A 19,060-nucleotide genomic window follows, 5' to 3' on the forward strand; every position below is an offset into this window, starting at 1 on the left:
GGGTAAAAGCAAACGCCGGGCGTCAATCAGCGTAAAAAACAGGCGGCACCTATTTAAAAGGCACCGCCTGTTTTTTACGCTGTTCCGCCGTGTTTGGCCGCTGAATACATAATGGAGCGCCGCCCGTCAGATGCCGTCCATTCAAATCTGTCATGCTTACCCGGGCTGCCGCGGTGATGCTGCAGGGCGCATTGGGCGTCATCTGCCGAAAAGTGATAAAACGAGACCCCTTCACCGGAAAACAGCGTCTGATTGTAGGAAAATACGCAATCATATACAGACAGGCCGAACCCGTGCAGATGGCTGAGAAACAGCAGAAACGTTTCATCGTCCAGCGAATCGAGCAAGGTTAACAGCGGCCGTTTGACCGCTTTCTCATACCGGATCTCTTCTCCGCCGAACAGGGCAACCGTGTCTGCGCCGATTTCGGCTGAAGCGCCGTGAATCTGGGCTTGCTGCCATCTGCCGTCACATTTCATCAAGACGGCGGCGTTTCCTAGACTGTCTGCCAGCAGGATATCGCCCTCATCGTTTTCGACGAGACAGATGCCGTCTTCTATGATCAGAGTGCCGCGCCCCCATTTGTTTTTTTCTGAGAAAAGCTGTTTTCGTTTCATATCCGTGCGGTCTCCTTTGTTTGTTTCTTCTCTTCCGTTCTTTCCAAATCAGGCTTGTCTCATACAACTCTTAGTGGGACAAATCAACTATCTGCGTTTCTTTGCATAAACTGGGTAAAGTGCTGATAGAAACGAATTTGATACCGACAGAAACGGGATTGGAGCTGATATCACATGTGTGGAATTGCGGGTTGGGTCGATTTTCAAAAGCAGCTCGTCCAAGAGAAACATATTATGAACAATATGATAGACACTCTTTCAAAACGAGGGCCTGATGATTCAAACGTCTGGGGAGAGCCCCATGTTTTATTCGGACATAAACGACTTTCGGTCGTTGATATTGAAGGCGGCCGCCAGCCGATGGGCTGCACGCATCAAGGGGAAACGTACACCATCATTTATAATGGCGAGCTGTATAATACGGAAGAATTGCGGAGGGAGCTGCAGGCGAGGGGCCACCGTTTTGAACGGACCTCTGATACAGAAGTGCTGCTGCACAGCTATATTGAGTGGCGGGAGGAGTGCGTTGACCGCTTAAACGGTATTTACGCTTTTGCCATCTGGGATGAAAAACGGGAGCGGCTGTTTGGAGCAAGAGACCGGCTCGGCGTCAAACCGTTTTTTTATAAAGAACACGGCTCTTCCTTTCTGTTTGGATCGGAATTGAAGGCCATCCTTGCCCATCCGGATGTGAAAGCCCGCACAGACAGCAGCGGACTTGCGGAAGTTTTCGGGCTCGGGCCGTCCAGAACACCAGGCTGCGGGGTATTTAAAGGAATTCACGAAGTGCGTCCCGCTCATGCGTTCACTTTTTCAAAGGACGGTTTGTCCATATGGCGTTATTGGAATGTAAAAAGCGAAAAGCATACAGACAGCTTCGATGACACCGCAGCTCACATTCGGCACTTATTTCAGGATGCAGTAACGCGCCAGCTCGTATCTGACGTGCCGGTTTGTACGTTTTTGTCTGGGGGGCTTGATTCGAGCGCGATTACCGCGATAGCCGCCGCTCATTTTGAGAAAGAAGGCAAAGATCCCCTCCATACTTATTCCATTGATTATGAGGAGAACGGCAAATTCTTTAAAGCGAGTTCATTTCAGCCGAATGATGACGGCCCGTGGATCGATAAAATGACAGCTGCATTCGGCACACAGCACCATAAGTGTGTGATTACGCAGGATGAGCTGGTTGAACATCTGGAGGAATCCGTTCTCGTCAGAGACCTGCCGGGCATGGCGGATGTTGATTCCTCGCTGCTGTGGTTCTGCCGTGAAATTAAAAAAGATTTTGTCGTGAGCCTTTCCGGAGAATGCGCGGACGAAATTTTCGGCGGATATCCATGGTTTCACACCGCGGCGGAAGAAGACGGATTTCCTTGGATGAGATCCACTGAGGAGAGAATCACCCTCTTGGACGAAAAATGGCAAAAACGGCTGAACCTAAGAGAATACGTGAATGCGAGATATGAAGAAACCATTGCGGAAACGCCGCTGTTAGACGGTGAGACGGGAACAGACAAAGCGAGACGGCAGCTTTTCTACTTAAATATGCTTTGGTTTATGACAAATCTGCTCGACCGCAAAGACCGCATGAGCATGGGAGCAAGTCTGGAAGTGCGCGTGCCGTTCGCCGATCACAGACTTGTAGAATACGTCTGGAACATCCCTTGGGAAATGAAAATGCACGGCAGCCGGGAAAAAGGCATTTTGCGGAAGGCGCTTGAAGGGCTGCTTCCGGAAGAGGTTCTGTACCGCAAAAAAAGCCCTTATCCGAAAACCCATCATCCGAAATACACACAAGGGGTCACAGAGTGGCTGAAAACGATTTTGCAGCATAAAGATTCCGTGCTTCACACCCTGCTGGACAGAAAGAAGCTGGAAATGCTGCTGGAGACAGAGGGTTCGTCTTTTCAGGTTCCGTGGTTCGGCCAGCTGATGAAGGGCCCGCAGCTGATCGCCCATCTCGCCCAGATCCATACATGGTTTGAGGCGTACCGTATCGATATAGAAGAATAACAGTGCCGCGACCGGTTTCCGCTGAGGATATCGGTCTTTTTATGGTGAAACATATGGTACACTAAAAAACAGAGGAGTGATACCATGACTGAATACGAAACATGCGCGCAGCTTGCCGAGGCGCACTTTCCTTTATATAAACGGATTTTTTCATCCCTGCCGCCAAAAAACAGACAGGCCGCGTGGGCGGTGCTGGCTTTGTTTCATGAAGCTGAACAGCTTGCGGATGTCCGGGAGTTTGAGGGATTTGAACAGGCAGCACAAGACTTTATGAACGGGACAGGCGCCGACGGCTTTTTGTGGAAAGCGCTCGCCGATGTGAGGCAGCAATTTGCGCTCGAAGAAGAACCGTTACGTGAGTTTATCGCCGGCCAAAGGTCTGACAGAGAAAAAGAGACCTGCCAAGAGTTTGATGACCTGCTGATGTACGCGGGCCAAACAGGCGGAGCCCTCGGCCTGCTTCTGCTGCCGGTTTGCGCCCGCCGAAATCAAGAGAAACTCCGCCATGCAGCCGTTTCATTAGGAGCTGCCATTCAGCTGAGCCGGGTTCTCACCGGGGTCTGTGCGGATGAGCGGATGAAAAAGCGCCTTCCGCGTCAGGTGATGGCGCAATTCGGCTATACGGAACAAGAGCTGGAGAACCGCACGATCAACAAAGCTTTTGTGAATGTATGGGAGTATATCGCATTCGAAGCCGAGGCGTATTTTGAGGAGGCGTCTGAAGAGCTGGAGCTGTTTCCGTTATACTCAAGGCCCGCCGTTACCGGTTTGCTGGCTCATTACCGGTCAGAGCTCGAAAGCATGAGAAAACGGCTTTCTCAAGCATAAAAAAAACGCCCCGGCTTCATAATGAAGCTTCGGGCGTTTATGCAATCCCTTTTTGAATCCAAATCCGTGACCGCCATCTTCTGTACATGAGAATGCCTCTGACCCATTCATCCGCGATAAATGAAATCCAAATCCCAATAAGCCCCAATCCGAAATGGATGCCGAACAGGTAAGCGAGAGGCAGACCGATGCCCCACATGGAAATCATCGCCATATAGACGGGGAATTTTGCATCTCCGGCAGCCCGGAGCGAGTTGATGATAATGACATTAAATGAACGGCCGGGCTCAAGAATGATCGTCATGGCAATCAGCATGCTCGCCGTCGCAATAATATCAGGGCTGCTTGTGAAAATTCCGATCAGCTGCTTTGAAAACAAGGTCATGATAACCGATGTCATTGCGGCAATGCCAAGCGCCCAGTACAGGCTTTTCATACAGCGGTCATAAGCGTCGTCAAACTGTTTGGCGCCGATGTACCTGCTGATCAAAATCTGGGTGCCTTGGCTGATCGCCGTTCCGAACAGCAGGATAAACATGGTGATGTTTTGTGTATATACCTTTGTTGTAAGCGCCTGGGCGCCCATAATGGCGATAAAATAAGTGACAACCATTTGTGAAATGTTATAAGACAGCTGTTCACCTGCAGACGGAATTCCGATTTTCAGGAGTTTCCGCAAGTGTTCTTTATGAACGTGAAAGATCTTTTTCCATGTAAGACCGAGTCCGATACGTTTTTTGACGATCACAACCATAGCGATCAGTCCGATGATCCGCGCGATGGACGTTGACATCGCAACTCCGGCGACGCCCAGCACCGGCAGGCCGAGCGGCCCGAAAATGACAAGAAAGTTTCCGGCAATATTTAATATATTCATCCCGATCGTAACGAACATCGTATCTTTCGTATGACCGTAGCTTTTTAAAATGGCGCTGAACGTCATAATCAGTGCCTGAATAAATGACAGCCCGCCGACCACCTGCAAAAAGGCTTTGGCATCCGGCATCAATTCATCGGAAAGACCCATGACATGAAGCAGCGGAACAGCCGCGAAAAACACGGCGGCGCTGATGGCGAGACTGATGACGAAGTTCGCTCCTATCGATACATAAGCCACTTCCTGCGCTTCTTTTTTCTGTTTAGAGCCTAAAAACTGCGAAATCACAATTGTCGTACCCGTTGCGATAAAGCTGAACATCACGATAATTAAATTTAAGATCTGATTGCTGACGCCCACGGCCGCCACACTGTTGTCAGAGTATTGGCTAAGCATAAGAGTGTCGGCGTTTCCCATAAACATATATAATGAAACCTCAATAAAAATCGGCCAAGTCAGCGCGTATAATGAGAGTTTGTGATCAGAAGATTGTTTGAATGCAGCCCGTTTTAAAATCGCTTGTTTCATTTCTTTTAACCCCTTTCCTGACAAAATCAACGTTTAACAGTGTACCTCCATTTTCTTATAATAAAAAGGGAGAGAAACGAAACTTCTTGCAAAAATCCGACTTAAAAAGGAGGGCCGAAAATATGACCTTTCTCGAGTTCACAGTCCCTCCGTTCCCGGTCTTTATCGCTGCGGGAGAAGGGGTGTTCAAAAAAGGCGAAACCCATGTGAGACGGGTCTTCCCGGTGTTTGATCTGCTGTATGTGAAAGAAGGCGTCCTTCACATTACAGAAAGCGAAAACGCCTTTTCCGTTGAAGCCGGAGAATATATTCTGCTCTCTCCCGGCCTTGAACATTACGGAACAAAAGGCAGTGAAGAAACGACCTCCTATTTGTGGCTTCATTTTGAGGGAGCGGATTATGAGGTGGCGGAAACAGCCGGTAACAACTGGGCGGAGCTGAGGCGGAAAAAAGGCAGTTTTGAAGAGCCGGCCCGCTATCGCCTATCCTTGCCGCAAAAAGGAAAAGTGAGACGCCCGCAGTTTATGGCTGGGCAATTCAGTGTCCTGACAGATGACAGCGCTGAGAACTCCGACCTGCCGCTGAGAAAGCAAATTTTGTTTGAGGAGCTGCTGCTTCACCTTCAAAAGGAAGCGTTCCAAATACCGTCCGCAAAGGAAAGAGTCGCATGGGAGGCCGCCCGGTACCTGCAGGAGCACTATCAGGAGAAAACAACCATCAAAGCGCTCTCTTCGGCTCTTCATTACAATCAAGACTATGTGACCCGCTGTATGCAGCAGGTGCTCGGCGTCACGCCCGGCCAGTATACGAACAAAGTCAGAATGACGGAGGCGAAGCGTCTTTTGTCCGCAACCAATGACAAAATGGGGGCGATCGCGGACGCCATCGGCATGGAGGACCCGACCTACTTTTCTAAACTGTTTAAACAGATTGAAGGCATTTCGCCGCTTGAATACCGCAAATTCGTAAGCCGGAAAACGGACTGACCTAATACCAGAGAACAGAAGGGATCAGCAAGCATGAAAATAACAATTTACGACGTGGCCGAAAAAGCGGGCGCTTCCAGCTATGCCGGATGATGATAGATTTGAAGTAAAAAAGCAAAGGCTCAGCCAGCCTTTGCTTTTTTATGATTCGTATGAGAAAAAAATGTAGTCAGTCGGCACGCCTTTATATCCCATTTGATGAAGCATCGCGGTTATATTGCCGCGATGGTATGTGCCATGATTCACAACATGGCGGATCACATCGGCATATGTCGTCTGGAGCGATCCCAGACGCGGATGGGAAATGGAGATCGGACTTTCCGGGTTCTCCAATTCTCTTAAAAATTTGTTGTATTCTTTGTCCAGCTCAGTCATTCTATGTTCAATCGCCGCAAAATCTCCGCCGAGCTTTTCAAATCGGTCAAATTGCGAGACGATTTGTTCGTAAGTTTCTCCGTAAAGCACATGAAGCCAAATGTAATCAGCCCGGTATATATGCACAAGCACGGCGTTCACAGTCGGAAAAACACTTTGCAGTTTCTGCTGTAAGCTTGCAGCGGGCAAGGTCTTCAGATGCTGGAGGACCTCCTTATTCGCCCATCTGTGATAGTGATAAAGCTTTACAATGTCTGACACTCCAATTCCCCCTTTTCCTTTCGATACATTCAACATGGCTTGGGAGAATTCCTTTTATCTGAGCAAAAGCGCCGCAAAATAAAAAGCCGCACCCCACATCACCAATGCCGAGCATTTATTCAGGATGCCGAGCAGCTTGCCGCCTGTATCCGCTGTTTGAATGAGCCGTCCCGCAAATGCCAGTCCGGCAAACCATACCCAGGACACCGCGATACAAGCACCGGCGAACAGCCATTTATCAATTCCCGGATAGGCGGCGGAGCTTGTGCCGATGACACTGACGGTATCCAAAATCGCATGAGGGTTCAAAAGGGACACCATGGCGGCTGTGGCCGCCTGTTTTTTCGCCGTGAAAACCGTTTTTTTCGCCTGTTCGGCCTGCGGCTTGCTTCGCCATGTCTGCCAGCCTAAAAAACTGAGAAACAAAAAGCCGCATATAAGCATGACGGTCTGAAAGAGGGGAATCTCTGCAATAATGACTGACACGCCTGCGACGGCGGCGCTGATGAGAATCGTATCGCATACCGCGGCAACTGTGACTGCGGGAAACGCCTGCCACACATGTTTCTGCCAGGCTCCCTGCTGAAAAATAAACACGTTTTGCGCGCCCAATGGCAAAATAAGACCGAAAGCGAGCATCACTCCGTGAAGAATAGCATTCATGTCGTAAACTCCTCCAATCATCAACTGAAAACTATTGTAAACGCCCCGTGTGCGGATGTCTCCGGCCATTTGGCTGACGCTTAAACCAGCCAAATGTATAATGAGTAAACAAGGAGGGATTCGTATGAAAAGCTGGCGTCCGGATCGTGAGTCATACATACCGCTTTATCTTCAGATTGAACAGCATATCAAAGAAAAAATACTTCATGGGGAATGGACGATCGGCACGAAAATTCCCTCGCAAAGAAAGCTCGCTGAGGAGCTTCAAGTCAATCGAAGCACAGTGACGGCGGCAATTGATGAGTTAATCGCCCAAGGTCTTCTGGAAGGAAAAAGAGGGGGAGGCACAAAAGTCGTCAACAATACGTGGAGCATGATGGCGGCGGCTAAGCCGCTTGATTGGACCGTATATGTGACATCGGGAAGTCATCAGCCGAATTCAGCCTTGATTCAGGCCATTAATCAAAACGAGCCGCGTCCGGATCTGATCAGGCTGGGGACGGGTGAGCTGAGTCAAGAGCTGCTGCCTGAGCAGGAGACGGCGGAACTGTTCCGTGAAGCGGGAACTAACATTTTTGCGCTCGGCTATGAAGAACCGAAGGGCAGCCTTCAGCTTCGGCAAAGCGTTGCGGAACATTTAAAAACAAAGGGGATTCACGCGTCCCTGGCCTCCATCGTCATCGTCTCGGGCGCGCTGCAGGCGCTTCAGCTCATTTCAATCGGGCTGCTAAAACCAAACTCTGTCATGCTGACTGAAAATCCGTCGTATCTCCACTCCCTGCGCGTGTTTCAATCAGCGGGTGTCACGCTTAAGGGAGTGCCGATGGATGAGAACGGAATCAAAACGGACCTTCTTCCCGCTTACCGTCGGCAATACGAAGCGGGACTGCTGTATACCATTCCGTCATTCCATAATCCGGCGGGAACGGTGATGTCACTTAAGCGGAGAAAGGAACTCATCGCACTTGCAAGAAATCACCGCCTGCCTGTCATTGAAGATGACGCATACGGTGATTTATGGATCGATAAAGAACCGCCGCCTCCGTTAAAATCGATGGATGGTGAGGGGAATGTGCTGTATATCGGCACACTGTCAAAAACCGTAAGCCCGGGTCTGCGCATCGGATGGGTCGTCGCCCCTGAGCGGGTTGCAGACAGGCTCGCTGATATTAAAATGCAGACGGATTACGGTTCCAGCGCTTTATCTCAATGGGCTGCATATCAATGGCTGTCAAGCGGCCGCTATGAAAAGCGTCTCTTGCGTCTCAGAAAGGAACTCAAAATAAGAAGAGATGCGGCACTGCGTTTTCTTGAAAGATACGCGGGAGATATTGCGGAGTGGCGTGTGCCGGAGGGAGGGTTTTATATTTGGGTCACCTTTCATCAAGCGTTCGCCGTTCAAACGTTTTTCACCCGTGCCTTGGAGGCCGGCGTGCTGATCAACCCTGGCGCTCTTTATCTTCCCGAAGACCGGAAAAGCCTGCGTCTTTCCTATTCGTACGCATCCTTACCGGACTTGGAAAAAGGCATTCAAACGATAGCGGACATCGCCCGCCGTTTCGTTTGATAAAAGGTCACGTCACAATGGCTCCGAGCGCTTCTGCGAATGTAACGGCATGCGCCGGAGAGATTCGGCATCCTTTCAGCTTATCAAGTGAGATGTGCAGGTGATCAAATGTGCACGTGCTGATATCCATGTTAAAAAGGGACGTGCCGATGAAGTTTGCACCGTTCAGATCACATGCCTCAAGATCTGTGTGTTCAAGCGCGGCATCATTCCACTCGCTTTCTGTAAGAGCGCACGTGTCGAACCGGACATGCTTCATATTGGAATAGCTGAAGGAGCTGTAATTTGCGAGGCAGTCTTCAAACCGCACGTTGCGCATGGCAGCATCGGCCAGATTCAAGCCGAGAAGTTTTGAATGCTGAAAGACTGTTCTATGGATGATGCTTCCGCTGAAATCTGCGTTTGAAACATCACATTTTTCAAACAAAACATCCGTACATTCCATATGTCTGAAAGAGACATCTGTAAAAACGGTATTTCTGAAAATGACTTTTTCGGCGCGCAGGCCGTGCAGTTTGCCGCTTATGATGCCGTTTTCAATGACGGCTTCTTTGATCTGATCGTCTTGAAGCGCTTCAGCGAAAGAAAGCACCGGCAGCTCTTTCGGGATTTTCGGTTTTTGGATCGTATTCATCTCATACTCCCTTTTCATAAAAAATAGCTGATCAGCAGTTGACAGATATCGTTTCATACCTGGCGTCCTTGCCGAATTGCATGTTGCTTTATGAACAAAGGGTAATAAAAAAGCGGGGAGGCGTCAATACGGCAGTTGATGCAAAAGCGCTCAGAGGATGCTTCTATGAGCGCTTTTTCTGTTTCAGGAGAGTTCTTTATACATGATCACATGGGGGCCGATGCCGGGTATTCAAAGGGGCCGCCCCCATTCCGGCCAGATTAACGTGCTTCCCGCTTTTTGCGTCCGGTATTCCTCAAGCGCCGCCATGCCGCGCAGCACGTCGTGTCAGATCGCGTACGTGTCTTCTGCTGTGATAAAAAGCCGCCTGTCACATCAGGCGGCTTCTTGATTATCAATGCAAATATACATCGGCCCGCTTTTCATCCTTTTGCTTAATATAAGCAGCAAGCTCTGACGTCAAATCAGAACGGAGAAACGGGGTGATTAAATAAATTCCGTTAAACAGTTCGCACGCCGTGTCAAGAAGCGACTTGGCGATGGCAAGGCCCTCGGCTTTCTGCTTCCGCTTGTCTTCGCCGGCGAGCGCCATTTTTTCGCGGATGCTGTCAGACAGCTTAATGCCCGGGATTTCATGATGAATGAACTCTGCATTGCGGCTGCTCGTTAACGGCATGATTCCGATATACACCGGTGTATTGAGATGTTTTGTTTCATGATGAATGTCAATGAGCTGCTGCTCTGAGTAAACAGGCTGAGACACGAAGTAGTCAGCGCCGCACTCGATTTTTTTCTCCAGCCGTTTTACGGCCTTATCCAAATGACGGACATTCGGGTTAAACGCCCCGGCTACGGAAAAGTTTGTTTTCTTGCCGAGCGGTTTCCCCGATAAAGAAATGCCCTCGTTGAATTGTTTAATCAGTCTGATCAAGTCAAAGGACGTTAAATCATAGACGGAGGTAGCCCCCGGAAAGTCGCCGATTTTTGAAGGATCGCCGGTGATGGCTAAAATGTCGGTAAGCCCGAGCGTATCCAGCCCCATTAAATGTGACTGAAGGCCGATGATGTTGCGGTCTCTGCATGTAATATGGACGAGAGAACGGATATCAAGGCGTTCTTTCAGCAATGAACCGCAGGCGGCATTGCTGATTCTCGGTGTCGCCAATGAATTGTCGGCGAGCGTCAGTGCTTCTATGCCGGTTTCCTTTAATTCTGCCGCCGCTTGCAGAAATTTGTCAAAATTCAATTTTTTCGGCGGGTCAAGCTCTACGATAATTGACCGTTTTTGCGCGGCGATTTCGTTTAAACCCGGCTCGGTCCGTTCATCCCGGACTGAGATGACTTCTTCTTCCCGCCTGATTTTCACTTCTTTATCAGTGACCGGTGAAAGTCCGCGGACCGCTTCAGCCATGGCTCTGATATGGTTGGGCGTCGTGCCGCAGCAGCCGCCGATAATGCGAGCGCCCTGAGTGCGGAATTGTACGGCGCTTTCCCGGAAATAGGCATCGTCCGTATCATAAACAAGCCGGCCTTCTTCTAACGACGGAAGGCTGCTGTTCGGATAGACCGATAAATAAGCGTCACGGAAAATCGGCACTTCTGTCAGCGCTTCAATCATGTGGTACGGGCCGAGCCGGCAATTGATTCCCGTTATATCAGCGCCGAGATCGGCAATTGATCTGAGAGCTTCCCGAAGCGGCGTTCCGTCCTGAAGCACGCCCTGTTCGTGCATGGATACGTTCAGCATGATCGGAAGTTCCGTTTCTTTTCTGGCGATCTTCAGCACTTCGCGCGCCTCTTCTAAATCATAGTATGTTTCCAAAAGCAGGCCGTCCGGCTCTTCGTGCAGCAATAAATAAAGCTGCTCCCGAAAGCTGCGTTTAATCTCTTCAAGGCTGTAGGCGTTTTTGTTAAAGGTGCGGATGCCGCCCATCGTTCCCAATACATAAGCGCCGTCTGAGGAAGCGCGCGCGATTTTGACCGCTTCCTGATTGATTTTTTTCGTTTCATCCTCAAGGCCGTATCTGGAGAGCTTAATAAAATTCGCGCCGTACGTGTTCGTCTGGATGATGTCTGCACCTGCTTCCACGTATGCCTTATGTATCCGCTTGATCTCATCGGGCTTAGATACATTCAGTTCCTCAAAACATCTGTCAATGCCGTAGGAGTAGAGGAGAGTGCCCATCGCGCCGTCTCCGATTAAAATCCGTTCTTCTAAGTCTTGTAATAGTCCCATTGTTTGCCTCCTTCATCACATTCAGCAAGGAAAAAAGAGAAATAAAAAAAGTCTTCTTAAGAAGAAGACTTTGTAATCATTTGTCTCTCTTCTTATCTTCCAAGCTGTTTTTAGCTTGCTGGATTTAGCACCTTGGTCATGGTTTGGGTAAACCACTACACCGGTTGCTGAAGCGTCGTCGGGCCAGTCCCTCGGCTTCTCTTGATAAGAACGTTCATGTAATTGTCATGGGTTTCCAAAACTTAACTGTGAAAATCCCTTTCTCCAAATTTACCGAAAATAGAGACAATAATCAATAGGAATCACATAATTTATCTAAAATTAATAAATTGAACGTCAATCGGCAGGTCTGTTCCGCGGACAGCTGCAATAATCTGCTGCAGATCATCTTTATTTTTTCCGGTGACGCGCACTTGGTCGTCCTGAATCTGTGACTTAACCTTCAAGCCGGAGTTTTTAATCACCGCGTTGATTTTTTTGGCGTTGTCTTTATCAATGCCTTGTACAAGCTTCGCGCGCTGGCGCACCGTGCCTCCCGATGCATTTTCGATTTTGCCGTATTCAATGTTTTTCGTCGGCACGTCCCGTTTAATCAGCTTGCCGCTCAGCACATCCTTGAGCTGATTCAATTTAAACTCATCATCAGAAATCAGAACAAGTTCTTCCTTTTCTAAAGTCACATCGCTTTTAGATCCTTTAAAGTCATAGCGCGTGCCGATTTCTTTCAGCGTCATCTGAATCGCATTCTGCACTTCAGGAAATTCAACTTTGGATACAATATCAAAAGAACTTTCTTTTGCCATGAGAAAACCTCCTATAACATTTCACTTATGTGTTGATTATAGTAGAATAAAGAGAAATGTCCAACAGCACAAAGCATGAATTTGTGCGAATTGGAAAAAATGAGAAAAACATCAGCCTCTGACGGGCGAAGCAGGAAGGACGATAACATGAAACCAGGGCAGCAGCTCATGCTTAGTATAGATCACCAGACCGATTTCGGTTATTTTTTAACGGACGGCGAGGATATGGTTCTTTTACATAACAGTGAAATCACGGAAGATATCGAAGACAGAGATGAAGTGGACGTATTTATTTACGTCGACCATCAGGAAAGACTCGCGGCGACGATGAAAAAGCCGCTCATCAGCTTTTATGATTACGGATGGGTGGAAGTGACGGACGCTGTGGAAGATATGGGCGTATTCGTCGACGTCGGTCTGTCAAAAGACGCGCTTGTCGCAACGGAGCACCTGCCTCCGTACAAATCCGTCTGGCCGCAAAAAGGCGATAGACTGTATTGCATGCTGAAGGTGACAAGCCGCGGGCGCATGTTTGCCAAGCCGGCGCCTGAGGATATCATCAGCGAATTATTTACGGATGCAGAGGAAGACGTCATGAATAAAGACTTGACAGGCACGGTGTACAGACTGATCGCATCTGGCTCTTTTCTGATTACAGATGAAGGCATCCGCGCGTTTATTCACCCTTCAGAAAGAAAGGAAGAGCCGAGACTCGGCAGCCGCGTGACAGGGCGTGTCATCGAGGTGAAAGAAGACGGGTCCGTCAACATGTCGCTGCTGCCGAGAAAGCAGGACGCGCTTTCGGTTGACGCAGAAGAGATTCTGACCTATCTGAGATCAAGAAACGGTGCGATGCCTTACGGAGACAAAAGCGATCCTGACGATATCCGCGAGAGATTTCATTTAAGCAAAGCCGCCTTTAAGCGGGCGCTCGGGCACCTGATGAAAAACGGCAAAGTGTATCAGGAAAACGGCTGGACATATGAAAAACAATAAATATTCTGCAAAAACATCGGTGAACAAAAACCGATGTTTTTTATTTCCTCAAAATCTCCTATATCCTGTATTTATTTATCAGATCCGCCGGTTTACTATGTAACTGGCGAACTTATGGCCGTACAGAAAAAACAGCCCTCTCTCTAAGGTAAGAGGGCTGTTTTGAATTTACAGATGGTCCGGTTTTTTTGAATTCTGGTTTTTTCCCGCCTGCCGGTTTTTTTCGGCAAGCCGGTTCTTTTTTTGATTTAAGGCGTTATGATCCAGCGGTTTTTTGTCATCATCTTTCATATGGCAAAGCCTCCCTTCTTTACGATAGGATGCCCGCGGCATTGGAAATTATGGCTTCAGGAAAAAAATCGCGAGCGTTCCCGGCCCGGAATGGGCGCCGATGGCGGAACCAATTGAATGAAGAATGATTTCTTTCGGACCGAACGCATCTTCAATCATCTCTTTCATGCGAAGCGCCGTCTCTTCATTGTCGGCATAGCTGATTCCGACCGTTTGATCCGGCCAATCGCCGCCTTCTTCCTTCATCATTTCTAAAATCCGTTTAAACAGTTTCTTCTGTCCGCGCAATTTTTCGAGCGGCACGAGTCTGCCGTCAGCCACATGCAGGATCGGTTTGATGTTCAAAAGCCCGCCGACAAAAGCGGACGTTTTTGAAATCCTGCCGCCCCGCGCGAGATAAGCGACATCATCGACCGTAAATATATGTTTCATCCGTGCGCAAAAGCTCTTTACAGACGTTTCGATTTCTTGTATTGTATTCCCGTTAACACAGAGTGTTTGCGCATGCATCACCGCGAGGCCGCAGCCCAATGAAGCGCATTTGGAATCTACAATCCGTAAATCAAATTCGGGAAATTCCTCTTTGATTTCATTGGCGACCATCACGGCCGTCTGATAAGTGCCGGAAAGACCTGAAGAAAAGGCAATGTAAATCGCCGGCTCTCCCAGTTCCGCGTATTGTAAAAATACTTTTTTTATCGTATCCGGTGATGCCTGGGATGTTTTCGGGACTTTCCCATCCCGCATCGCTTGAAATATATGATCCGCCTGAATGGTGACCGCGTCCTCATATTCGTTTCCGTCGAGTGTTACGTGCAGCGGAATGAACCCGATCCGGTTTTCTTCAATGTAAGATTGCGGCAGATCAGAGGCGCTGTCAGCAATAAGGTGAACTGTCATCATAATTCCCTTCTTTCCATTTGGTGAGAGTGATGCCAACTATATCATATAAATGTGGCAAAATAGTGTTCAAAACTTTGTTTTAAGGGAAAAGCTAATAATGAAAATGAGCGGAGGAGCAAGCCATGGTACTTGAACAAGTAAAAAAATTAGCAATCGTCGTCATCGGCGCGTTTCTATATGCGGCGGGGCTGAATTTATTTCTGATACCGGCGAATGTATATGCCAGCGGTTTTACCGGTGTCGCCCAGCTGCTGTCAAGCGTCGTTGATCAATACGCCCCTTTTTATATTTCGACAGGAGTTCTCATGTTCCTCTTAAACATTCCCATCGGTGTGTTAGGGTGGCTGAAAGTCGGCAGATCATTCACCGTATACAGCATATTAAGTGTAGCGCTGACGTCCGTCTTTATGGGAATTCTCCCGGAAATGAGACTGTCGCACGATATTCTCCTGAATACCGTATTCGGAGGAGTCATCTCAGCCATCGGCATCGGTTTAACGCTGAAATTCGGCGCGTCTACAGGGGGGCTTGATATCGTGTCGATGGTGCTGGCCAAATGGAAGGATAAACCGGTCGGCACGTATTTCTTCATTTTGAACGGGATTATCATTTTGACGGCAGGATTATTGCAAGGATGGGAGAAAGCATTATATACCCTTGTCGCTCTTTATGTCACAACAAGGGTGATTGACGCCATTCATACCCGCCACATGAAACTGACCGCTATGATCGTTACGAAAAAAGCCGATGAAATCAAAGAAGCGATTTACGGAAAAATGGTCCGCGGCATTACGACGGTGCCGGCAAAAGGCGCTTACACAAACGAACAGAAAGAAATGATGATCATCGTCATCACGCGGTACGAATTGTATGATCTTGAGAAAATCGTGAAAGAGGTCGACCCGAAAGCCTTCACAAACATCGTGCAAACGACGGGAATCTTTGGTTTCTTCAGAAAAGACTGATAGGAGCGGATAGAATGAAGTGGCTGTTTGGCCTGTTATTACCGGTCATTTTATTGATCGGGTGCAGCAGTCAATCCGGGCAGAAGGAGCCCGCTGAGGAGGTATCCGGAGAGATGAATGAACAGCAAGCGGAATTAGCCGTAAATCCTGTGCAGACGGATCAGCAGATCGAATTTCAAATGTCTTTAAAAAACAAAAGCGAAAGTCCGATCGATTTCACATTCAGCTCAGGGCAGAAATTCGAATTGACCGTACATGATCAACAGAACAAAGAACTGTACCGCTATTCAAAAGACAGAATGTTTACCCAGGCGTTTCAGACCATGACCTTAATGCCGAATGAAACGTATGACTTTTCAGATGTGTGGAAAAACGCGCCCGGACCGGGGACATACACGGTCACCGTGACGTTCTTAGGAAAGTCCGATCAGATCGGAAAAAGACTGAAAACGGTAAAAACATTTGAAGTAAAATAAAAAAGCGGCGCCCTCGTCCAGACGGGGCGCCTTTTTTTATTGCAATTTATCCAGCTGATCCTGAAATTGGTGCAGCTGCTGACGTTCTGCATCCGTCGAATTGGCGTACGCGGAAGACACGGCATTTTTGGCGCGTGAGACAGCTTTTTCCCGGTCGCCGTCCTCGAAACCGTTAGCAATCATGACAGCCTGCTGGACAAATGACTTGGCTTGAGAGAACAGTTCGTTTCTCATTAAAAGTCAACCTGTCTTTCGGCTGCGTCTTTTGCTGCATCATGCTGTGCTTCCTCTAATGTAGACCGATATGGAAATCTTGCGTCATGAAGACTGACAGAGTCCTTGCCTTGCTGAATAAACCGTTTTGATTTGTTTCGTTTACCCATTGCAATGTCCCCCTTCCATATTTAGACGAGATGAGTCGTCTGTTTTAGTATGGGCGGAAGGCTTCGGGTTATGAGCGGGAAAATCTCATAGGGAGAAATAGGATTTTAAAAACCCGGCGATTCCGTCCGCTTCATTTGAGCCCGTGACGCGGTCAGCAGCCTGTTTGACTTCATCCGTGCCGTTTCCCATCGCGACACCGCACCCGGCGAACCGGAGCATTTCAAGATCGTTGTCTTCGTCGCCGAACGCGATGATCCGTTCTCTCGGCACTTGGTAATAGTCGCTGATTTTCTTCAATCCGACCGCTTTATTCATCCCGTGTTTAATAATTTCAATCACATGCCACGGAGCTGCCCATCTTCTGTGGTCAATGACCTCGGCGTGCACATCGGATAAATGCGCGCGTATGTCCGCGACGTCCTCTTCCTTTGCGTGAATCAATACGGACGTCACATCCTCTTTGACCGTTTCACGCAGATCACCGAATGTGACATTCGCCGTATTCATATGAAACGCCTCGATTAAATGCTCATCATGATAATGAAAATACACATCATCGATGACCTCAGCGAGCACATTATGTATTTGATAGGTCTCTGTAAGTTCGGTAAGCTGTCTGACCACATCGACAGATAAAGACGTGTGGTAGCGCCCCCATGAAGCGTCTTTCGGATGGTGGACAAACGCCCCGTTAAAATTGACAATCGGCGTTGTCAGCCCAAGCTCGTCATAATATAGCGAACTGGAACGGAAAGGGCGGCCGGTTGAGATGCAGACATGATGGCCCGCTTCTTTCAGCGTCTGAATCGTCCGTGCCGTTTCAGGGGAAATGGTTTTATCATCTTTTAATAATGTTCCATCCAGATCTAAGGCGATGAGATAAGGTTTTGTCTCCATAAATAACTCCTTTTGTCATATGATTTGCTGTTTTTATCTTATGTACAGTGTAGCTTTTTACCATCTTTATTGTCTACATGTTACACTTATGATTATGGTTATCCTAAGGAGGGAGTCAACGTGATTCTTATTGATCATCAAACCGTATCAGGCATTCCGTTTTTACATATTGTAAAAGAAGAAAATCGGGACCGTCCCGCTCCCCTTGTTTTCTTTATTCACGGTTTTACAAGCGCGAAGGAACATAATCTTCATTTCGCTTACCTGCTTGCTGAAAAGGGCTTCAGAGCCGTGCTGCCGGAAGCTCTTTACCACGGTGAACGTGCTGAACAGCTGTCAGCGGAAGAGCTCGCCGTCCATTTTTGGGACATTGTATTAAATGAAATTGAGGAGCTTGACGTGCTGAAAAAGGATTTTGAAACGCGCGGTCTGATTGAAGACGGGCGGATCGGTCTTGCGGGCACGTCAATGGGCGGGATTACGACATTCGGCGCGATGGCTGCGTATGATTGGGTCAAAGCCGGGGTCAGTCTGATGGGGAGCCCGAACTACACGGCGTTTTTTCAGCAGCAGATTGACCACATTCAAAAGCAGGACATCGACATTGATGTCACAAAAGAACAGGTCGATGAACTGTTTGCGCGGCTCAAACCGTTTGATCTCAGTCTGGAACCGGAAAAACTCCGCAGCCGCCCGCTGTTGTTTTGGCACGGCGTTCAGGACAAAGTCGTTCCTTATGCACCAACCCGCGGCTTTTATGAGTCGATTAAACCGCATTATAGCAGCCGGCCAGAGCATCTTCAGTTTCTGAAAGACGAACGGGCTGATCATAAAGTCCCGAGATACGCCGTTTTAGAAACAGTCGCCTGGTTCGATAAGCATTTATAAAGCACAAAGGTGTTAACAAAAGCCGCTTTTACGTTATACTGAGGAAAAAGGAGTGATGGAACGTGGAAGAAGCATTAAAAGAAAACATCATGGGCGCCTTGGAGCAGGTCGTTGACCCTGAGCTCGGCGTCGATATCGTCAACCTCGGCCTCGTATACGATGTCGATATGGATGACGACGGCCTGACGCACGTTACAATGACACTGACATCAATGGGGTGCCCGCTCGCTCCGATCATCGTCGACGAGGTGAAAAAAGCGCTCGCTGACATTCCGGATGTAAAAGAGACGGAGGTTCACATCGTCTGGAATCCGCCGTGGACGAGAGACAAAATGTCACGCTACGCGAAAATCGCATTAGGGATTCAGTAATAAGAAAATGCACCCCGGATTTTAGGTACACCCTAAAGTTTGGAGGTGCTTTTCTTTTATCTGCATAAAACCTTTATATATAAAACGTCATATGGGGTTTATCTTTTTTGTAATAGGACAGTCTGTCTTGGAGTGTGCCTGTGTGGAATTCAAATTTATGTCCATCGGGATCAGTAAAATAAATTGATTTTTGATCCTGCTGATCTCTGGGCCGTCCGTTTAATATATTTACATTTAGATTTTCCAGCCTTTGATGTATTTCATCAAAATCGCTTGGATCAATTGAAAAAGCCGTATATGTGTAGGATTTATGTATTTCATTCCTTGGAATATCTTCCTCTAAGTTCAGCGCAAGCCAAAGCCCATTCAGATCAAAATATGCTGTTTTTTGCCCTTTAACCAGGAGCTGTGCATGAAATACTTTTTCATAAAATTCTATGGATTTTTCCAAATTTGAAACAGAAAAAAGAAGATGATTGATACCTTTTATGTTCATGT

General features: G+C 48.1%; 23 protein-coding genes and 1 riboswitch. Of the genes, 10 read left to right on the top strand and 13 right to left on the bottom strand.

Annotated elements, in window-relative coordinates:
• Positions 1-74: 74 nt before the first annotated feature.
• Positions 75-617 (bottom strand): DUF2777 family protein, encoded by a 543-nt coding sequence (locus tag ABDB98_RS05385; RefSeq protein ID WP_438421577.1) that lies wholly within the window; start codon positions 615-617, stop codon positions 75-77.
• A 174-nt stretch (positions 618-791) separates the two neighbouring features.
• On the opposite strand from ABDB98_RS05385, the gene asnB reads away from it, so the two are divergent.
• Together asnB and ABDB98_RS05395 are read left to right on the top strand one after the other, a co-directional pair.
• Positions 792-2,633 (top strand): asparagine synthase (glutamine-hydrolyzing), encoded by a 1,842-nt coding sequence (gene asnB, locus ABDB98_RS05390; protein WP_438421578.1) that lies wholly within the window; start codon positions 792-794, stop codon positions 2,631-2,633.
• An 84-nt stretch (positions 2,634-2,717) separates the two neighbouring features.
• A complete protein-coding gene (locus ABDB98_RS05395) occupies positions 2,718-3,461 on the top strand; it encodes a squalene/phytoene synthase family protein (RefSeq protein WP_438421579.1) in 744 nt (247 codons plus the stop codon).
• A gap of 37 nt (positions 3,462-3,498) precedes the next feature.
• Here ABDB98_RS05395 and ABDB98_RS05400 read toward each other — a convergent pair whose 3' ends face one another.
• A complete protein-coding gene (locus tag ABDB98_RS05400; protein ID WP_438421580.1) occupies positions 3,499-4,866 on the bottom strand; it encodes an MATE family efflux transporter in 1,368 nt (455 codons plus the stop codon).
• 122 nt (positions 4,867-4,988) lie between these two features.
• Here ABDB98_RS05400 and ABDB98_RS05405 point away from each other — a divergent pair, with 122 nt between their 5' ends.
• Positions 4,989-5,852, top strand: coding sequence for an AraC family transcriptional regulator (locus ABDB98_RS05405; protein WP_060963113.1), 864 nt, complete (start codon positions 4,989-4,991; stop codon positions 5,850-5,852).
• Between the two features lie 141 nt (positions 5,853-5,993).
• Here ABDB98_RS05405 and ABDB98_RS05410 read toward each other — a convergent pair whose 3' ends face one another.
• Both ABDB98_RS05410 and ABDB98_RS05415 read right to left on the bottom strand, forming a co-directional pair.
• Positions 5,994-6,488 (bottom strand): DinB family protein, encoded by a 495-nt coding sequence (locus ABDB98_RS05410; protein ID WP_438421581.1) that lies wholly within the window; start codon positions 6,486-6,488, stop codon positions 5,994-5,996.
• Positions 6,489-6,542: 54 nt separating this feature from the next.
• Positions 6,543-7,151, bottom strand: coding sequence for a LysE/ArgO family amino acid transporter (locus tag ABDB98_RS05415; protein WP_438421582.1), 609 nt, complete (start codon positions 7,149-7,151; stop codon positions 6,543-6,545).
• A 124-nt stretch (positions 7,152-7,275) separates the two neighbouring features.
• On the opposite strand from ABDB98_RS05415, the gene ABDB98_RS05420 reads away from it, so the two are divergent.
• A complete protein-coding gene (locus tag ABDB98_RS05420; RefSeq protein WP_438421583.1) occupies positions 7,276-8,718 on the top strand; it encodes a PLP-dependent aminotransferase family protein in 1,443 nt (480 codons plus the stop codon).
• Positions 8,719-8,725: 7 nt separating this feature from the next.
• Here ABDB98_RS05420 and ABDB98_RS05425 read toward each other — a convergent pair whose 3' ends face one another.
• Positions 8,726-9,352, bottom strand: a complete 627-nt coding sequence (locus ABDB98_RS05425) for a pentapeptide repeat-containing protein (protein ID WP_060963109.1) — start codon at positions 9,350-9,352, stop codon at positions 8,726-8,728.
• A gap of 202 nt (positions 9,353-9,554) precedes the next feature.
• On the opposite strand from ABDB98_RS05425, the gene ABDB98_RS05430 reads away from it, so the two are divergent.
• Positions 9,555-9,743, top strand: coding sequence for a hypothetical protein (locus ABDB98_RS05430; RefSeq protein ID WP_438421584.1), 189 nt, complete (start codon positions 9,555-9,557; stop codon positions 9,741-9,743).
• A gap of 3 nt (positions 9,744-9,746) precedes the next feature.
• On the opposite strand, the gene ABDB98_RS05435 is transcribed toward ABDB98_RS05430, so the two are convergent.
• Together ABDB98_RS05435 and ABDB98_RS05440 are read right to left on the bottom strand one after the other, a co-directional pair.
• The gene (locus tag ABDB98_RS05435) at positions 9,747-11,588 is read right to left on the bottom strand and encodes a bifunctional homocysteine S-methyltransferase/methylenetetrahydrofolate reductase (protein WP_438421585.1); all 1,842 of its coding nucleotides are present in this window, start codon (positions 11,586-11,588) and stop codon (positions 9,747-9,749) included.
• A gap of 89 nt (positions 11,589-11,677) precedes the next feature.
• Positions 11,678-11,799: riboswitch (SAM riboswitch) on the bottom strand.
• 100 nt (positions 11,800-11,899) lie between these two features.
• The gene (locus ABDB98_RS05440) at positions 11,900-12,391 is read right to left on the bottom strand and encodes a YajQ family cyclic di-GMP-binding protein (protein WP_438421586.1); all 492 of its coding nucleotides are present in this window, start codon (positions 12,389-12,391) and stop codon (positions 11,900-11,902) included.
• A gap of 99 nt (positions 12,392-12,490) precedes the next feature.
• Between ABDB98_RS05440 and ABDB98_RS05445 the strand changes: the two genes are divergently transcribed.
• Positions 12,491-13,387: a CvfB family protein gene (locus ABDB98_RS05445; RefSeq protein WP_438421587.1), complete on the top strand. Its 897-nt coding sequence runs from the start codon at positions 12,491-12,493 to the stop codon at positions 13,385-13,387.
• 168 nt (positions 13,388-13,555) lie between these two features.
• On the opposite strand, the gene ABDB98_RS05450 is transcribed toward ABDB98_RS05445, so the two are convergent.
• Both ABDB98_RS05450 and ABDB98_RS05455 read right to left on the bottom strand, forming a co-directional pair.
• Complete coding sequence (locus tag ABDB98_RS05450) at positions 13,556-13,678, bottom strand: DUF3941 domain-containing protein (RefSeq protein WP_101605560.1); 123 nt, start codon at positions 13,676-13,678, stop codon at positions 13,556-13,558.
• Between the two features lie 48 nt (positions 13,679-13,726).
• Positions 13,727-14,578, bottom strand: coding sequence for a DegV family protein (locus tag ABDB98_RS05455; protein ID WP_438421588.1), 852 nt, complete (start codon positions 14,576-14,578; stop codon positions 13,727-13,729).
• 125 nt (positions 14,579-14,703) lie between these two features.
• On the opposite strand from ABDB98_RS05455, the gene ABDB98_RS05460 reads away from it, so the two are divergent.
• Complete coding sequence (locus ABDB98_RS05460) at positions 14,704-15,546, top strand: YitT family protein (RefSeq protein ID WP_003155101.1); 843 nt, start codon at positions 14,704-14,706, stop codon at positions 15,544-15,546.
• A 14-nt stretch (positions 15,547-15,560) separates the two neighbouring features.
• Positions 15,561-16,022, top strand: coding sequence for a BsuPI-related putative proteinase inhibitor (locus tag ABDB98_RS05465; protein WP_438421589.1), 462 nt, complete (start codon positions 15,561-15,563; stop codon positions 16,020-16,022).
• Between the two features lie 36 nt (positions 16,023-16,058).
• Here ABDB98_RS05465 and ABDB98_RS05470 read toward each other — a convergent pair whose 3' ends face one another.
• From ABDB98_RS05470 to ABDB98_RS05480, 3 genes are all read right to left on the bottom strand, one after another.
• Positions 16,059-16,256 carry a DUF3813 domain-containing protein gene (locus ABDB98_RS05470; RefSeq protein WP_269775535.1) on the bottom strand — a complete coding sequence of 66 codons (198 nt, stop codon included), beginning with the start codon at positions 16,254-16,256 and terminating at the stop codon, positions 16,059-16,061.
• On the bottom strand, positions 16,256-16,405 hold the full coding sequence (locus tag ABDB98_RS05475) for a hypothetical protein (protein WP_016938265.1): 150 nt from the start codon (positions 16,403-16,405) through the stop codon (positions 16,256-16,258). The genes ABDB98_RS05470 and ABDB98_RS05475 overlap by 1 nt, the downstream gene beginning before the upstream one ends.
• An 85-nt stretch (positions 16,406-16,490) precedes the next feature.
• The gene (locus ABDB98_RS05480) at positions 16,491-17,303 is read right to left on the bottom strand and encodes a Cof-type HAD-IIB family hydrolase (RefSeq protein ID WP_438421590.1); all 813 of its coding nucleotides are present in this window, start codon (positions 17,301-17,303) and stop codon (positions 16,491-16,493) included.
• Between the two features lie 120 nt (positions 17,304-17,423).
• Between ABDB98_RS05480 and ABDB98_RS05485 the strand changes: the two genes are divergently transcribed.
• Both ABDB98_RS05485 and ABDB98_RS05490 read left to right on the top strand, forming a co-directional pair.
• Positions 17,424-18,191: a prolyl oligopeptidase family serine peptidase gene (locus tag ABDB98_RS05485; protein WP_438421591.1), complete on the top strand. Its 768-nt coding sequence runs from the start codon at positions 17,424-17,426 to the stop codon at positions 18,189-18,191.
• A gap of 62 nt (positions 18,192-18,253) precedes the next feature.
• Positions 18,254-18,562 carry a metal-sulfur cluster assembly factor gene (locus tag ABDB98_RS05490; RefSeq protein WP_003155088.1) on the top strand — a complete coding sequence of 103 codons (309 nt, stop codon included), beginning with the start codon at positions 18,254-18,256 and terminating at the stop codon, positions 18,560-18,562.
• A 73-nt stretch (positions 18,563-18,635) separates the two neighbouring features.
• Here ABDB98_RS05490 and fosM read toward each other — a convergent pair whose 3' ends face one another.
• Complete coding sequence (fosM, locus tag ABDB98_RS05495; RefSeq protein WP_438421592.1) at positions 18,636-19,058, bottom strand: FosM family fosfomycin resistance protein; 423 nt, start codon at positions 19,056-19,058, stop codon at positions 18,636-18,638.
• Between the last annotated feature and the right edge of the window lie 2 nt (positions 19,059-19,060).

The sequence above is a fragment of the Bacillus siamensis genome (assembly GCF_051628075.1).
GTDB classification, from domain to species: domain Bacteria; phylum Bacillota; class Bacilli; order Bacillales; family Bacillaceae; genus Bacillus; species Bacillus siamensis.

Bases quoted from the DNA above. Each gene is read 5' to 3' on its own strand.
- ABDB98_RS05445 (WP_438421587.1), top strand. From the start codon at position 12,491: ATGAGAAAAACATCAGCCTCTGACGGGCGAAGCAGGAAGGACGATAAC.
- ABDB98_RS05425 (WP_060963109.1), bottom strand. From the start codon at position 9,352: ATGAATACGATCCAAAAACCGAAAATCCCGAAAGAGCTGCCGGTGCTT.
- ABDB98_RS05455 (WP_438421588.1), bottom strand. From the start codon at position 14,578: ATGACAGTTCACCTTATTGCTGACAGCGCCTCTGATCTGCCGCAATCT.
- ABDB98_RS05405 (WP_060963113.1), top strand. From the start codon at position 4,989: ATGACCTTTCTCGAGTTCACAGTCCCTCCGTTCCCGGTCTTTATCGCT.
- ABDB98_RS05400 (WP_438421580.1), bottom strand. From the start codon at position 4,866: ATGAAACAAGCGATTTTAAAACGGGCTGCATTCAAACAATCTTCTGAT.
- fosM (WP_438421592.1), bottom strand. From the start codon at position 19,058: ATGAACATAAAAGGTATCAATCATCTTCTTTTTTCTGTTTCAAATTTG.
- ABDB98_RS05440 (WP_438421586.1), bottom strand. From the start codon at position 12,391: ATGGCAAAAGAAAGTTCTTTTGATATTGTATCCAAAGTTGAATTTCCT.
- ABDB98_RS05450 (WP_101605560.1), bottom strand. From the start codon at position 13,678: ATGAAAGATGATGACAAAAAACCGCTGGATCATAACGCCTTAAATCAA.
- ABDB98_RS05385 (WP_438421577.1), bottom strand. From the start codon at position 617: ATGAAACGAAAACAGCTTTTCTCAGAAAAAAACAAATGGGGGCGCGGC.
- ABDB98_RS05430 (WP_438421584.1), top strand. From the start codon at position 9,555: ATGATCACATGGGGGCCGATGCCGGGTATTCAAAGGGGCCGCCCCCAT.
- ABDB98_RS05475 (WP_016938265.1), bottom strand. From the start codon at position 16,405: ATGGGTAAACGAAACAAATCAAAACGGTTTATTCAGCAAGGCAAGGAC.
- ABDB98_RS05465 (WP_438421589.1), top strand. From the start codon at position 15,561: ATGAAGTGGCTGTTTGGCCTGTTATTACCGGTCATTTTATTGATCGGG.
- ABDB98_RS05480 (WP_438421590.1), bottom strand. From the start codon at position 17,303: ATGGAGACAAAACCTTATCTCATCGCCTTAGATCTGGATGGAACATTA.
- ABDB98_RS05460 (WP_003155101.1), top strand. From the start codon at position 14,704: ATGGTACTTGAACAAGTAAAAAAATTAGCAATCGTCGTCATCGGCGCG.
- ABDB98_RS05435 (WP_438421585.1), bottom strand. From the start codon at position 11,588: ATGGGACTATTACAAGACTTAGAAGAACGGATTTTAATCGGAGACGGC.
- ABDB98_RS05420 (WP_438421583.1), top strand. From the start codon at position 7,276: ATGAAAAGCTGGCGTCCGGATCGTGAGTCATACATACCGCTTTATCTT.
- ABDB98_RS05415 (WP_438421582.1), bottom strand. From the start codon at position 7,151: ATGAATGCTATTCTTCACGGAGTGATGCTCGCTTTCGGTCTTATTTTG.
- asnB (WP_438421578.1), top strand. From the start codon at position 792: ATGTGTGGAATTGCGGGTTGGGTCGATTTTCAAAAGCAGCTCGTCCAA.
- ABDB98_RS05470 (WP_269775535.1), bottom strand. From the start codon at position 16,256: ATGAGAAACGAACTGTTCTCTCAAGCCAAGTCATTTGTCCAGCAGGCT.
- ABDB98_RS05395 (WP_438421579.1), top strand. From the start codon at position 2,718: ATGACTGAATACGAAACATGCGCGCAGCTTGCCGAGGCGCACTTTCCT.